This is a genomic window from Stutzerimonas tarimensis (genome assembly GCF_042648805.1).
GTDB classification, from domain to species: Bacteria; Pseudomonadota; Gammaproteobacteria; order Pseudomonadales; family Pseudomonadaceae; genus Azomonas; species Azomonas tarimensis.
In genome coordinates, this window is the sequence record NZ_JBHRXZ010000022.1 from 938329 (window position 1) to 952304 (window position 13976).

Sequence of the window (13976 nt, forward strand, 5' to 3'; positions counted from 1 at the left end):
CGCGATAAACGTATAACAATAAGAGGTAGCCATGATGCATCAACAGACCAGACTGTTGGCCATCCTGGCTTTCCTGGCCTTCGGCGGCGCTGCCAGCGCCGCTGTTTCGCCAGAGGAAGCAGGCAAGCTTGGCGATACGCTCACGCCTTGGGGCGCCATCGCTGGTGGCAACGATGCCGGCACCATTCCGCCTTATACCGGGGGCATTCAGCCGCCGGCGGCTTATGATCCAGGCCGGCCAGGGATCCGCCCCGACCCTTTCGCCGACGAGAAGCCACGGCTCACGATTACCCGCGCCAACCTCGGCGAGCATCAGGACAAGCTGAGCGAGGGCGTCAAGGCGATGTTCGAGCGATATCCGACCTTCCGCATGGATGTCTATCCGACCCATCGCACGGCCCGCTATCCCGACTGGTTCCTGGAGAACGCCCGAAAGAACGCCACCTCCTGCGAGACCGCAGCAGACGGCTTGCAGCTAAGAAATTGTCATGCCGGCACGCCATTTCCGATCCCGCAGAGCGGGGTGGAAGTGATGTGGAACCGGTACCTGAAATACGAGCAGCACGCCTTTCGCGCGGACGATCTGCTGACCACGGTGGTGGACGCCAACGGTAGCGTGATGGACACCGCCGGCTGGCGGCAGTGGAACCAGTATCCCCTGTGGGATGGCCAGACCGGTGCGCTCAAGGGGGATGAGCTGACCGAACTGCTGCGCGCCGACTACACCGCCCCGGCGCGCAAGAACGGCGAAAAGCTGGTGATTCAGGATGGACTGGACATGGTCAACAGCGCCCGGCGGGCCTGGAGCTACCTGGTCGGCCAGCGCCGCGTCAAGCTGTCGCCGGACGTCGCCTATGATACGCCATCGCCCACCGGTGCGGGCATCGGCACGGTGGATGACTCCTCGGTGTTCTTCGGCGCCTTCGACCGTTACGACTTCGAGCTGGTCGGTCGCAAGGAAATGTACATCCCCTACAACATGCTCAAGCTGCAGGACCAGCAGCAATGCGGCCGCGACGTGGTGTTCACCAAGAACCACCTCAACCCCGACTGCGTGCGCTGGGAGCTGCACCGGGTCTGGGTGGTGGAAGCCACGCTCAAGGACGGCAAGCGGCACATCTACCCGCGCCGGACGCTGTACTACGACGAGGACTTCCTTGGCGTCGGCATGGGCGACTCCTATGACGGTACCGGGGCGATCTACCGGGTGACCCTGTCCGAGTCGTTCCCCTTCTACGAATCGACCGGGCATGTCAGCGGGCAGTTCATCGTCCATGACCTGCAGAGCGGTGCCTACGTACGGCAGGCCTACACATCCGGGCGTACCGGCTGGTACATCACCGAGCCGCAACCCCAGTCGCTTTTCTCCCCGAGCTCCATGGCAGGCAGTGGGATCCGCTGATTCCCGGGGCGGGCAGTGCCCGCCGCCGGTTCGGGCCCGGAGGCCAGTATGACTCGCAAGGCGCATCTACCCACAACAACTACAACCGCGGCAGCGGGCGTTTCGAGGAAACCTTCCATGCTCAATCTCTCCGCGACGGCGCGTGGCGCCTTGTTGCTCAGCGCATTACTGGCGGCCAGCGCGCCGGCTCTAGCCTTCCAGGACCCGACCGAGGTGCCCGCCGCCAGAAGCGAGCGGATGCTGACCAGCCCGATGACCGCCGTCACCAGCGTGGGCACGAAGACCATCGCGGTGGGCCAGCGTGGCCACATCGCCATTTCCGAGGATAACGGCCAGAGCTGGCGCCAGGCCCAGGTACCGGTCAGCAGCGATCTGGTTGCCGTGTCCTTTCCCAGCGAAACGCACGGCTGGGCGGTGGGCCACGGGGGCGTGGTGCTGCACAGCGCCGACGGTGGCGAGACCTGGCAGAAACAGCTGGACGGGCAGGAGGCGATTGGGCTGGTAAAGAACTTCTACTCGCCCAGTGGCCCGGGAGGAAGGGAAGTGGAGGAAGCCGCCATGTACCACGAGCGTGAAGAGATCCTGGTGAGCTATGGCGGCACCCAGGCGCTTATGGCGGTGCATTTTCTCAATGAAAGGGAAGGCTTCGTGGGAGGCCTGTTCAACCGTCTGTTCCATACCACCGACGGCGGTGCCACCTGGCAGCCCTGGCAGCACCGCATCGACAACCCCATGGAGCTGCACTTCTACGGCATCACCGCCGATGACGAGGCGGTGTACATCACCGGCGAGATGGGCATGGTCTGGCGCATGCGCCACGGCGAAGAGCACTTCGTCGAACGCCCGACCGGCTACGACGGCACCCTGTTCGGCTCGATTTCCAACGGCCGTTCGCTGGTCGCCTTCGGTATGCGCGGCAGCGTCTACCGGTCCCCGGATGCCGGCGACAGCTGGACGCGGGTCGATCTGGGCACCAATGCCGGCATCACCAGCGGCGCGGTGCTGCCGGGCGGCGTGATGCTGCTGGGCGCGCTCTCCGGAGAAGTCGTCCGCAGTGGCGACGGCGGGCGCAGCTTCCAGAGCCTGCAGCTCGATCGCAGCATGCCGTACTTCGGCCTGGCGGCGCGTGCCGATGGCCAGCTCACCCTGGTCGGCGCCGCGGGTGTCCAGCAGGAGGCGCTGGCGGTGGATGTGAAGACCGATACCGACAAGAGCGCCGTGGTGAAGAACGCCGGCACCAGCATGATCAAGCAATGGGGATCGAGCTATGGCTACACCAATTAAACCGGCGCGGGTCGAGGTCGTCCGCGACCTCGAGGACTTCGACGAATCATCCGGCAGCCTGCTGGAGCGGATCATCTTCAACCATCGGCTGATGATCGTCCTGGCCTGCCTCTTGGTGACCCTGTTTCTCGGGTTCCAGATCCGCGATCTGCGCATCGCGGCCAGCTACGACAAGATGCTGCCCCACAGCCACGAGTACATTCAGAACTTCCTGGAAAACCGTTCCGAGTTGCGCGGCTTTGGCGACTCCATCCGCATCGCGGTGGAGGCCCGCGAAGGCAACATCTTCGATGCCGAGTACCTGACCGAACTGGCCGCGATCAACGACGAGATCTTCCTGCTGCCGGGCGTGGACCGGCCCTGGATGAAGTCGATCTTCACGCCGGTGGTGCGCTGGACCGAGGTCACCGAGGAGGGCTTCACCGGCGGGCCGGTGCTGCCGCATGACTACGACGGTTCGGCACGGGCGATCCGCGATCTGCGCATCAATATAGGTCGGGCTGACGTGGTCGGCAGCCTGGTGGCCCACGACTACCGCTCCAGCATGATCATCGTGCCGCTGCTCTCGACCGATGCCGAGGGCAACCCGGTCGACTACGACCAGCTGTCCCGCGCGATCGAGGACATCCGCCAGCGCTACGCCGAGGGTCCGGACGCCAAGGTCAACATGTATGTCATCGGCTTCGCCAAGCTGATCGGCGACCTGATCGCCGGGCTGGAAAAGGTGATGCTGTTCTTCCTGGTCGCCGTGGCCATCGCCCTGGTGATCATCTACGTCTACACCCGCTGCATCCGCAGTACGCTGCTGGTGCTGGGCTGTTCGATCGTCGCGGTGATCTGGCAGCTCGGGCTGGTGGTGCTGATGGGCTATGACCTGGACCCGTTCTCGATGCTGGTGCCCTTCCTGGTGTTCGCCATCGGCGTGAGCCACGGCGCGCAGAAGATGAACGGCATCATGCAGGACATCGGCCGCGGCACCCACAAGCTGATCGCCGCACGCTTCACCTTCCGCCGGCTGTTTCTCGCCGGGATGACGGCGCTGCTGGCTGACGTGGTCGGCTTCGCGGTGCTGATGATCATCGACATCCCGGTGATCCGCGAACTGGCGCTGACCGCCAGCGTCGGGGTCGGCGTGCTGATCTTCACCAACCTGATCCTGATTCCGGTGATGCTGTCCTACGTCGGCGTCTCGCCCAAGGCCGCCCAGCGTAGCCTGGCGGCCGAGCGTGGCGAGGGTAGCGGCAGTCGTGGCGTGGGCAACCGGCTCTGGGGTGGACTGGCGCACTTCACCGAGCGGCGCTATGCCGTGACGGTGATCCTCGTCTCCGCGGCGCTCGGCGTGTGGGGCTTTGCCACCTCGCTGCAGCTGCAGGTGGGCGATCTGGATGCCGGCGCACCGGAGCTTCGCCCGGACTCGCGCTACAACCTGGACAATGCCTTCATCACCTCGCACTACGGCATTTCCAGCGACGTCTTCGCGGTGATGGTGCGCACCCCGGACGATGGCTGCCGCGCCTACGAAACCCTGGTCGAAGTGGACCGCCTGGGCTGGGAACTGGCGCAGGTGCCTGGCGTGCAGCGCACCGTGTCGCTGGCCGACACCGTCCGCGGCTACACCGCCGGGATGTTCGAGGGCAATCCGAAGTGGGCGACCATCAGCGACAACCAGGGGATTCTCGATGCGCAGATCGGCAACGCGGTGTCCTGGAACTCCGAGTTCCTCAACACCAGCTGCAACCTGACCCCGGTGCTGGCGTATCTCTCCGACCACAAGGCCGACACACTCGACCGGGTGCTCGGCGTTGCCCAGCGCTTCGCCGAGGAGCACAGCACTGATGATCGCCAGTTCCTGCTGGCCGCCGGCAACGCCGGGGTCGATGCCGCGACCAACCAGGTGGTACGTGAAGCCAACCGCAAGATGCTGCTGTACGTCTACGCGGCGGTGGCGCTGCTGTGCCTGATCACCTTCCGCAGCTGGCGTGCGGTGGTGGTGGCGCTGGTGCCGCTGATCATCACCTCGATTCTTGCCGAGGCGCTGATGGTGCACCTGAACATGGGCATGAAGGTGGCGACCCTGCCGGTGGTGGCCCTGGGCGTGGGAATCGGCGTGGACTACGCGATTTACCTGCTGAGTACCCAGCTGGCCTTCCAGCGCACCGGGATGAGCGTCGCCGAGGCCTACCGCAAGGCGCTGTCCACGACGGGCAAGGTGGTCGCCCTGGTCGGCGTGACCCTCGCCGCCGGCGTCATCACCTGGGTCTGGTCGCCGATCAAGTTCCAGGCCGACATGGGCGTGCTGCTGACCTTCATGTTCGTCTGGAACATGCTCGGTGCGCTGACGCTGGTGCCGGCACTGTCCCACTTCCTGCTTCAGGGTGAATCGCGGCGCGCCATGCTGCACGCCGAATCCGAGCAGACCCCCGACAACAACAATGCGGTCGCCGGAGGCCAGATCTGATGAAACGACTACAAGACAAGGTGGCACTGGTCATAGGTGCCGACAGCCGGGACAACATGGGCCAGGACATCGCCCGCCGCTTCGCCGAGGAAGGCGCGCGGCTGGTGATCTCCGGACGCAACCGGGAGGAGATGGCCCGTTTCGCCGAAGAGGTGGGCGGCACCCCTGTCAGCTGCGACATCACCTCCAAGGCCGAGCTGCGGGCGGCCGTGGCCCATGCCAGGGAATGGGGCGGACGACTCGATATCGCCGTCAATTGCGCCGGCTGGGGCCTGACCCAGGGCTTCCTGGAAACTGGCGAGGATGAACTGGAGAAGATGATCGCGCTGCAGTTCAAGGGGCCGTTCATGTTTCTGCAGGCGGTGATCGAAGGCATGGAGCAGGGCGGTTCGATCATCCAGATCAGCTCCGCCACTACCCGTGCGGTGATCGAGAACTATGCCGCCTACATCGGCACCAAGGGTGGCATCGACCATGTGGTGCGCTGCGTGGCCAATGAATTCGGCACTCGCGGCATCCGTGCCAACTGCATCTCCCCAGGGCTTACCGAAACGCCGATGACCGCCGAGGCCATGGCCACCCCGGGCGTGCGCGAATGCTTCACGGCCCGCTACCCGCTTGGCCGCATCGGCACCAAGGCGGACATCGCGGCGGCCGCGGTCTGGCTGGCCAGTGACGAGTGCTTTATGACCGGCGAGAACCTGCAGGTCAACGGCGGCTTGCTGCTGCGCGGCAACCCCACCGGCGCGGATGTGGGCGCGGCGGTGGAGCGGGCCCTGGCGGCCAAGGCCAACGGCTGAGGAGAACGGCGGATGAGCGGGCAGGAAACGGCTGACAAACAAACCGGCAGGATTGATTGCGTGTTGATCGCCGCCGGCAAGTACCACGACATCGATTTCGCTCGACTGGAGCTCCTCAAGCTGCTGGGCGAGAACGAGCGTATCCGGGTGCGGGTGTTCGAGGATTATTCTGACCTTGAGGCCATCCGGACGGCGCGCTTTCTGGTCACCTACACCTGCGAGGTGATTCCTTCCGAAGCCGAGCAGCAGGCGCTGCGCCAGTGGGTGGAGGGGGGCGGGCGCTGGTATGCGCTGCACGGCACCAATTCCATCCTGCAGTTTCTCGACAACGGCCTGGTGGATACCCCTGACGGCGCCCCGGCGTTCATGGAACTGCTCGGCTCGCAGTTCGCCTCGCACCCCCCGATCGAGCCGTTTCGCGTGGACGTGGCGCAGCCGGAGCACCCGCTGGTGGCCGGCATCGAGCCCTTCGAGGTGAACGACGAACGCTACCTGATGGACATGAAGGCCGAGGTGGAGGTGCTGCTGGACACCGAATTCGAGGGCGAGACCCCTGGATTCGTCCGCGACCGCTGGCACAAGCAGCGCCACCCGGTGCTCTACCTGCGACGCCTGGGCGAAGGGGCGGTGCTCTACCTCACCCTCGGCCACTGCCGGGGACATTACGACCTTCGCCCGCTGATGGACTTCTGGCCCCAGGTGGACCGCTGCGCCTGGGACTCACCGGTCTTCTACGACCTGCTGCGCCGTGGCCTGAACTGGGCGGCACGGCTCGACGACGAGCAACAGCAAGCCTGACGGCGCCTGGCGTCGCTACAACCACAAGAAGAGGAAACACACATGGATCTCGGACTGCGTGGCAAGAAAGTGATCATCAACGGCGGCAGCCGCGGCATCGGCCGCCGGGCACTTGAAATGTACGCCGATGAGGGCTGCGACATCGCCTTTTTCTCCCGTGATGCCGGGCGCGTCGCCGACACCGTCAAGGTACTCAAGGACAAGGGCGTGCAGGCCTTCGGCGATGCCTTCGACATGAACGACGGCGCGGCCTACGAGGCCTGGCTGAAGGATGCCGCCGAGCGCCTGGGCGGCTGCGACATCTTCATCCACAACGCCAGCTCGTCCGGCGCCCAGGGCACCATGGACTGGGAGATGAGCTTCCGCCTGGACATGATGGGCGCCGTCACCGGCTGCCAGACCCTGGAGGAAGCGCTGTCCGGTGGGGATGGTGGTTCGGTGATCCTGATGTCGAGCACCGCGGCGGTGGAAACCTTCATCTACCCGCAAGCGTTCAACGCCATCAAGGCGGCGATCATCACCTACGGCAAGCAGCTCTCCGAGCTATGGGCGCCGAAGAACATCCGCGTCAACATGCTCTCCCCCGGCCCGACCGAGTACCCCGGCGGCAACTGGTCGGCGATCAAGGACGCCATGCCGGAACTGTACGAAAAGACCTTGTCGGAGATCCCCATGGGCCGTTTCGGCAGCGTCGACGACATCGCCCGGGCCATGGTCTTCCTGTCCAGCCCCATGTCGGCCTATACCACCGGGACCAACCTGGTGATCGATGGCGGCTTCACCAAGCGCGTCCAGTTCTGAGCAAAGGAGCCAGCCATGAAGCTCTACAGTTCGATCGGCCCCAATCCCCGCCTGGTACGGATGTTTCTCGCTGAAAAGGGCGTGGAGCTGCCGGTGGAGCAGGTGGACATCATGGCTGGCGTCAACCGTCAGCCAGCATTCCTTGCGCTCAACCCACTGGGGACCACGCCGGTGCTGGAGGTCGACGGCGGGCTTTGCATCGCCGAAACCACCGCTATCTGCGAATACCTGGAAGAGCGCTTCCCGACGCCGCGCCTGATCGGCAGCACCCTGGCCGAACGGGCCGAAACCCGCATGTGGTGGCGGCGGGTCGATCAGGCCGTCGTGCAACCCTTGACCGCGGGCTTTCGCGCCGCCGAAGGCTACGGCATGTTCAAGGACCGGGTGCGCTGCTACCCGAGCGCAGCCGACGAGTTCAAGGCTGCCGCCCGGGAGGGGCTGATCTGGCTGGATGGGCAGATCGGCTCAGGCCCGTTCATCTGCGGTGAGCGGCTGACCGTCGTCGATTTGCTGCTGGTCTGTTTCGTGGAGTTCGGCGCGCTGGTGGGGCAACCCCTCGACAGCGAGGCCTGCCCCGGCCTGGCCCGCTGGCTGGATGGGATGAACACACGCCAGAGCGTGGCCGAAACCCGCTAGTGTCGCCGGGTGCGCCGGGGCATTGTTTTCGCACCACAAAGGTCTGAGCAGCACCAGACCCGTAGGAATGGTCTCGACCGCGAGCCGGACCAGGGGGGCGTCTTCGCGGCTAAAGCCGCTCCTACAAAAACCCGGCGCAGCGCCGACCCTGTGGGGCGCGGCTTGAGCCGCGAATGATCGATACCTGATTTCACTGCTGTTGCACGAATAACAACCTACAAGAAGGATCGCAGCATGCAATTTCAAGACAAGGTGGTACTGGTCACCGGCGCCGCTGGCGGCATCGGTGCCGGCACCGCGGCGGCCTTCGCCCGCGAGGGCGCGAAGGTGATGCTGGCGGACATCGACGCCGATCAGGGCGGGCAGCGCGTCGCCGAGGTCGAGGCCGCCGGCGGGCAGGCCGCCTTTCGCCGCTGCGATGTCAGCAAGTCCGAGGATATGCGCGCCCTGGTCGAAGAGACCATCGCCCGCTTCGGCCGCCTGGACATCCTGCATAACAATGCCGGCATCAGTGGCGGCACCGACTTCACCGCCGACATCAGCGAGGACGACTGGGACCGTGTCATCGCCATCAACCTCAAGGGCGTCTGGCTCGGCCTGAAGTACGCCATCCCGCCGATGCTGGAGCAGGGCGGAGGGGTCATCGTCAACACCGCCTCGGCGCTGGCGCTCACCGTGCTGCCCGGCTCTGCTCACTACAACGCCACCAAGCACGCGGTGGCCGGGCTGACGAAAACCGCCGCCACCGAATACGCTCGCCACAGCATCCGCATCAACGCCGTCTGCCCCGGAGTGATTCGCACGGCCATGCTGCAAAACGCACCGAATCTGGCGGAGCTGGAGCCCAGGCTACTGGCGCTGCATCCGGCTGGCCGCCTGGGTGAGGTGGAGGAGGTGGTCAATGCGGTGCTCTGGCTCGCCTCCGATGGCGCTTCCTTCATGCACGGTAGCCTGATGACCGTGGACGGCGGCTGGACTGCCGCCTGACGCCGACGGGCGAGGTTGTTGTCGGTCCTCGGCCGCGACCACGTCCTGCAGCTCCTAATTCGAGGTCTGTGCATGAACGGCATCTGGTTGAAGATTGTCCTGGTGTATCTGTTCGGCCTGGCGGCCACTTCGCCGTTGGGCATGATGGGGCCACTGGTTGGGGACATTCAGCGGCACTTCATGGTGGACAGTCAGGCCGTGGGCATCGCGCTTGCCGGGCAGCTGTTGCCGCTGGCCTTCGCCGGGCTGGCGATGGGCTGGCTGATCGACCGGCTCGGCCCGCGGCGGCTGCTTTGCATCGGCGTGCTGCTGATGGCGCTGGGCGCACTGGCCAATGCCTGGACCGGTCACTTTGCGGTATTTCGCGGCGCCTTGCTGCTGCAGGGGCTGGCGCTGGTGGCGCTGCTCACCTCCGGCCAGAGCCTGCTGATGATCATGACTGACGGTCGTCGGCAGGTTCAGGCGCTGACCCTGTGGTCCACGGTGGCGCCGGTGGGTTACGCGGTTGGCGCGGTGCTGGTGTCGTTTTTTGCCGGGAGCGGGCAATGGCAGTCGGCATTCCAGGTCCACGGCGTGGCCTTGCTGGTCCTTGGCGTGGCCAGCCTGCTGCTGCCGCGGATCCGCATGACCCTGGCCGCCGGCCATTTCCGCGCGGTGTTGCGCAATCGCGGGGTGCTGCGCTTCGGTCTTGGCCTGAGCCTGGCCTCATTGGCCGGTGTGGGCACCAACGTGATCGGTGCGCTCTATCTGAACCAGGTGCATGGCGTTTCGCCGGGCCTGAGCGCGCAGATCATGGCCGTGGCCAGCCTGTCGGGGATCATCGGCAGCGTAGTGGCAGGCGTGCTGCTGGCCCGTGGCGTGGGCGGGCGCACCGCCGGAGCGCTGATCGCCTTGATCGCCGTGTGCGGCGGGGCCGCTTTCTATGTGCCCTGGGGCGTGCTGCCCGTCGCGCTGGCGGGCGCCATCGCCCAGCAGGTCGCCATGGGCGGCTTCATCGCCGTGACCTATTCGCTGCTGCCCCGGGTCTTGCCCGACCCCGGCATGTCCGGCACCGCGGTCGGCATGGTCGGGCAGATCACCGGCCTTGGCGCCACGGCGGCGGCCCCCTTGTTCCTGACTGTGCTGGCCCTGGGCCAGTGGCGCTACCTACTGGCGCTGGTCGCCCTGGCCTGGGCGGCCAGCCTGCTGCTGATGCCTTCGGCCCGGGCGGCCATGCCTGGCGCGGGGGAAGCCGTCGCCGCCGCCTGAGCATCTGCGCAGCCCATGACCCGATAACAACAAGAGGACGACACCCATGACCTTGCTCAACCGCCAGCTGTGCCTGGACTCGCGCCCCCAGGGCGTACCCAACGCGAACAATGTCCGCCTGCGCAGCGCTCCGTTGCGCCGGCCCGGGCCGGGGCAGGTGCTCCTGCAAAACCTGTATCTCTCGATGGACCCGGCGATTCGCGGCTGGATGAGCGACAAGCCAAGCTACATGCCGCCCATCGCCCTGGGCGATCCGGTGCGCAGCTCGACGCTTGGCCGAGTAGTGGAAAGCCGTCACCCTGATTTCCAAGTCGGCGATATCGTGGTCGGCCTCGCGGCCAACGGCTGGGAAGATTTCAGCCTCACCGCGGGCGAGCGGCTGGACCGGATCGAGCCCGACCCGCGCTTTCCCCTCAGCCACTACCTCAGCGTATTCAGCGCGGTGGGCCTGACGCCCTATTTCGGTGTGCTCGATATCGGCAAGCCGAAGCCGGGCGAAACCATGCTGGTGAGCGCCGCGGCTGGCGCGGTGGGCTCGCTGGCCGGGCAAATCGCCAAGATAGAGGGGTGCCGCACCGTAGGCCTGGTGGGCAGCGACGAAAAATGTCGCTGGATCGTCGAGGAGCTGGGTTACGACTTCGCCATCAATTACAAGACCTGCCGCAACCTCACCCACGCCATCGCCGAGGCCTGCCCGGCCGGGGTGGACATTTATTTCGACAACGTCGGTGGCGAGGTGCTGGACGCGGCGCTGTTGAACATGAACAACGTTGGCCGCGTGGTCTTCTGCGGCGCCATCGCCCAGTACAACACCGAGCAGCCGGTGCCCGGCCCGTTCAACTACTGGCAGATCCTGGCGCGCAGCCTCACCGTGCGCGGCTTCATCTCTCCGGAATTCAAGGACCGCTTCGGCGAAGGCATCGCCCAGATGAGCGACTGGATCGCTGACGGCCGGCTGGTGTTCACCGAGGACATGGTCGAGGGGCTGGAAAATACGCTGGAAGCCTTTAGCCGTCTGTTCACCGGCGCCAACCGGGGCAAGCTGATGGTGAAGGTGCGTGACCCCTCGGAGCCGGCGCCGACACTTGAAGAGATCCGCAACGCGGCGGAGCAACCGGCCCATGTCTGATGCCCCCGTCGTGGTGGTCACCGGCGCGGCCGGCGGCATTGGCCTGGCCCTGGTTCGCCTGCTGCACAGGCAGGGCCAGCGGGTGGTGCTGGTGGATCTGGACGGGGCCGCGCTGGGGCGGGTGGCAAAGACGGCCGGCCTCGACCCGGCACGCAGCCTGCTGGTGGCCGCCGACGTGTCCCGCGAGGAAGAAGTGGAGCGCTACGTCGCCGCCGCGCTCGAGCGTTTCGGGCGCATCGACGGCTTCGCCAATAACGCCGGCATCGAGGGTACACCGGGGCGGATCGAGGACCAGTCGGTGGAGATGCTCGACAAGGTCTACGCGGTGAACGTCCGTGGTGTGTTTCTCGGGCTCAAGCACGTGCTGCGGGTGATGCGCCGCCAGGGCGCCGGATCGGTGGTCAACCTGTCCTCGCTGGCCGGCATCATGGGCGCGCCTACCCATGGCGCCTACGTCATGTCCAAGCACGCGGTGATCGGCCTGACCCGCACCGCGGCTGCCGAAGCGGCCGGCGCGAACGTGCGGGTCAATGCCGTGCTGCCCGGGGCGATCAACACCGAGATGATGCGCCGGATCGAGCGCGACTCCGGAAACGCCGCCGCCACCGAAGCCGGCAACCGCGCCGCGATCCCCCTGGGTCGTTACGGCGAACCCGAGGAGATCGCCGCGGTGATCGCCTTTCTCCTGTCCGACCAGTCTTCCTACGTCACCGGCTCGCTCTACACCGCCGACGGCGGCATGAGCCCGCATTGAGGAATCCAGCATGAACGATTACGACTACATCATCGTCGGCGCCGGCTCCACCGGCTGCGTGCTGGCCAACCGGTTGTCGGCCGACCCGGCCAAGCGGGTGCTGCTGCTCGAAGCCGGCCGCTGGGACAAGAGCCCGCTGGTGAAGATGCCCAAGGGCATCGCCAGACTGGTCAGCGACCCGAAGCACGCCTGGCACTTTCCGGTGCAGCAGCCGCGCTTTCCCGATACCGAATCCGCCGAGATGTGGGTGCGTGGCAAGGTCATCGGCGGTTCCAGCTCCATCAACGGCATGATCTACGTGCGCGGCCAGCCGCAAGACTACGAGCGTTGGGAACAGGAGGCCGGCCCCGAATGGGGCTGGTCGGCGATGAAGCAGGCGTTTCGCGCCATCGAGGACCACGAGCTGGGTGCCGACGAGTTGCGCGGCGCCGGCGGGCCGCTGCATGTCAGCACCGGCAAGTTCCGTTACCCGGTGAGCGAGGCCATGGTTCGGGCCGGGGAAGAGATGGGCCTGCCGAAGGTGGAGGATTTCAACCGCGAGCGCCAGGAAGGCGTCGGTTACTACAGCCACACTATCAAGGATGGTCGCCGGGTGAGCGCGGCGACCGCCTTCCTGCATCCGGTGCTGTCGCGCGCCAATCTCCGGGTACAGACCGGCGCGAAGGTCGAGCGGGTGCTGTTCGAGGGCCGTCGGGCTGTGGGCGTCATGGCTCGGATCGACGGCCAGCCGCGGGAGTTTCGCTGTCGGGGCGAGGTGATCCTCTCGGCCGGGGCCATCCTCACGCCGAAGATCCTGCAGCTTTCCGGCATCGGCGATCCGGATCATCTCGGCCCGCTGGGCATCGCCACGGTAGCGACCAACCGCGACGTGGGCCGGCGGCTGCGCGACCACCTGGGCTTTTTGCTTCCGTATCGGCTCAAGGGTGACAAGGGTCTCAACCACCGCTTCCAGGGGCTGGGCCTGGTGGGCAGCTTGTTACAGTACTACGCCACCCGCAGTGGCCCGATGGCCACCGGGCCCTTCGAGGTGGGTGCCTTCCTCCGCACCCGCCCCGAGGTCGAGCGGCCCGACGCCCAGCTGTACCTGAGCGCCTTCACCTATCCGCGCAGCGAGGACAACTTCCCGGTGCCGGATGGGGTAGAGGACAAGCCGGGCCTGACCATCTATGGACAGTTGCTCAACCTGGAAAGCGAGGGCACGGTGCTGGTCCAGTCGGCCGATCCCGAGGCGCCACTGGCGATCACGCCCAACTGGCTGTCCACCGAGGGCGACTGCCGCGCCGCGGTGGCCATGGTGCATTACATGCGCCGCTACATGCGCCAGCCGGCGCTGGCCGGCTACGTCGGCGAGGAGCTGGTGCCCGGCCCTGAGTGCCAATCGGACGAGGACATTCTCAGGCATTTTCGTACCACCTCCCTGTGCGGCACCCATGCCGTCGGCAGTTGCCGCATGGGGAAGGATGCCGACTCGGTGGTGGACGAGCACCTACGGGTCCGCGGAGTCGAGGGACTGCGTGCGGCCGACTGCTCGGTGATGCCGGGCCTGGTCTCGGCCAACACCAGTGGCCCGGCAATGGCCCTGGGCTGGCGGGCGGCGGATCTGATCCTGAGCGAGTCGCTTGCAACGGTCCCGTCCGCGCTGTCCGCTCAAAGCCCCACGGCTGCCTGAGCGCCGACCA

General features: G+C 66.2%; 12 protein-coding genes. All 12 read left to right on the top strand.

The features are described 5' to 3' along the window. Positions 1-31: 31 nt before the first annotated feature. Complete coding sequence (locus tag ACFOMF_RS13450; RefSeq protein WP_386365642.1) at positions 32-1402, top strand: DUF1329 domain-containing protein; 1371 nt, start codon at positions 32-34, stop codon at positions 1400-1402. A gap of 117 nt (positions 1403-1519) precedes the next feature. Then, positions 1520-2686 (top strand): WD40/YVTN/BNR-like repeat-containing protein, encoded by a 1167-nt coding sequence (locus tag ACFOMF_RS13455; RefSeq protein WP_386365644.1) that lies wholly within the window; start codon positions 1520-1522, stop codon positions 2684-2686. Further along, complete coding sequence (locus ACFOMF_RS13460) at positions 2670-5144, top strand: efflux RND transporter permease subunit (RefSeq protein WP_386365646.1); 2475 nt, start codon at positions 2670-2672, stop codon at positions 5142-5144. The genes ACFOMF_RS13455 and ACFOMF_RS13460 overlap by 17 nt, the downstream gene beginning before the upstream one ends. Continuing rightward, the gene (locus ACFOMF_RS13465; protein ID WP_386365648.1) at positions 5144-5944 is read left to right on the top strand and encodes an SDR family NAD(P)-dependent oxidoreductase; all 801 of its coding nucleotides are present in this window, start codon (positions 5144-5146) and stop codon (positions 5942-5944) included. Before ACFOMF_RS13460 ends, ACFOMF_RS13465 begins: the two co-directional genes overlap by 1 nt. 60 nt (positions 5945-6004) lie before the next feature. Beyond that, positions 6005-6742 (top strand): ThuA domain-containing protein, encoded by a 738-nt coding sequence (locus ACFOMF_RS13470; RefSeq protein ID WP_386365650.1) that lies wholly within the window; start codon positions 6005-6007, stop codon positions 6740-6742. Positions 6743-6784: 42 nt separating this feature from the next. Then, positions 6785-7543, top strand: a complete 759-nt coding sequence (locus ACFOMF_RS13475; protein WP_386365652.1) for an SDR family NAD(P)-dependent oxidoreductase — start codon at positions 6785-6787, stop codon at positions 7541-7543. Between the two features lie 15 nt (positions 7544-7558). Next, complete coding sequence (locus ACFOMF_RS13480; RefSeq protein WP_386365654.1) at positions 7559-8179, top strand: glutathione S-transferase family protein; 621 nt, start codon at positions 7559-7561, stop codon at positions 8177-8179. Between the two features lie 234 nt (positions 8180-8413). Beyond that, positions 8414-9166: a glucose 1-dehydrogenase gene (locus ACFOMF_RS13485; RefSeq protein WP_386365656.1), complete on the top strand. Its 753-nt coding sequence runs from the start codon at positions 8414-8416 to the stop codon at positions 9164-9166. 72 nt (positions 9167-9238) lie between these two features. Further along, complete coding sequence (locus ACFOMF_RS13490) at positions 9239-10414, top strand: MFS transporter (protein WP_386365658.1); 1176 nt, start codon at positions 9239-9241, stop codon at positions 10412-10414. Between the two features lie 46 nt (positions 10415-10460). Next, complete coding sequence (locus ACFOMF_RS13495; RefSeq protein WP_386365660.1) at positions 10461-11543, top strand: NADP-dependent oxidoreductase; 1083 nt, start codon at positions 10461-10463, stop codon at positions 11541-11543. Next, entirely contained in the window at positions 11536-12297 is a 762-nt protein-coding gene (locus ACFOMF_RS13500) for an SDR family NAD(P)-dependent oxidoreductase (RefSeq protein WP_386365663.1), read from the top strand. The genes ACFOMF_RS13495 and ACFOMF_RS13500 overlap by 8 nt, the downstream gene beginning before the upstream one ends. Before the next feature lie 10 nt (positions 12298-12307). Then, positions 12308-13966, top strand: a complete 1659-nt coding sequence (locus ACFOMF_RS13505; protein WP_386365665.1) for a GMC family oxidoreductase — start codon at positions 12308-12310, stop codon at positions 13964-13966. Positions 13967-13976: the final 10 nt, after the last annotated feature.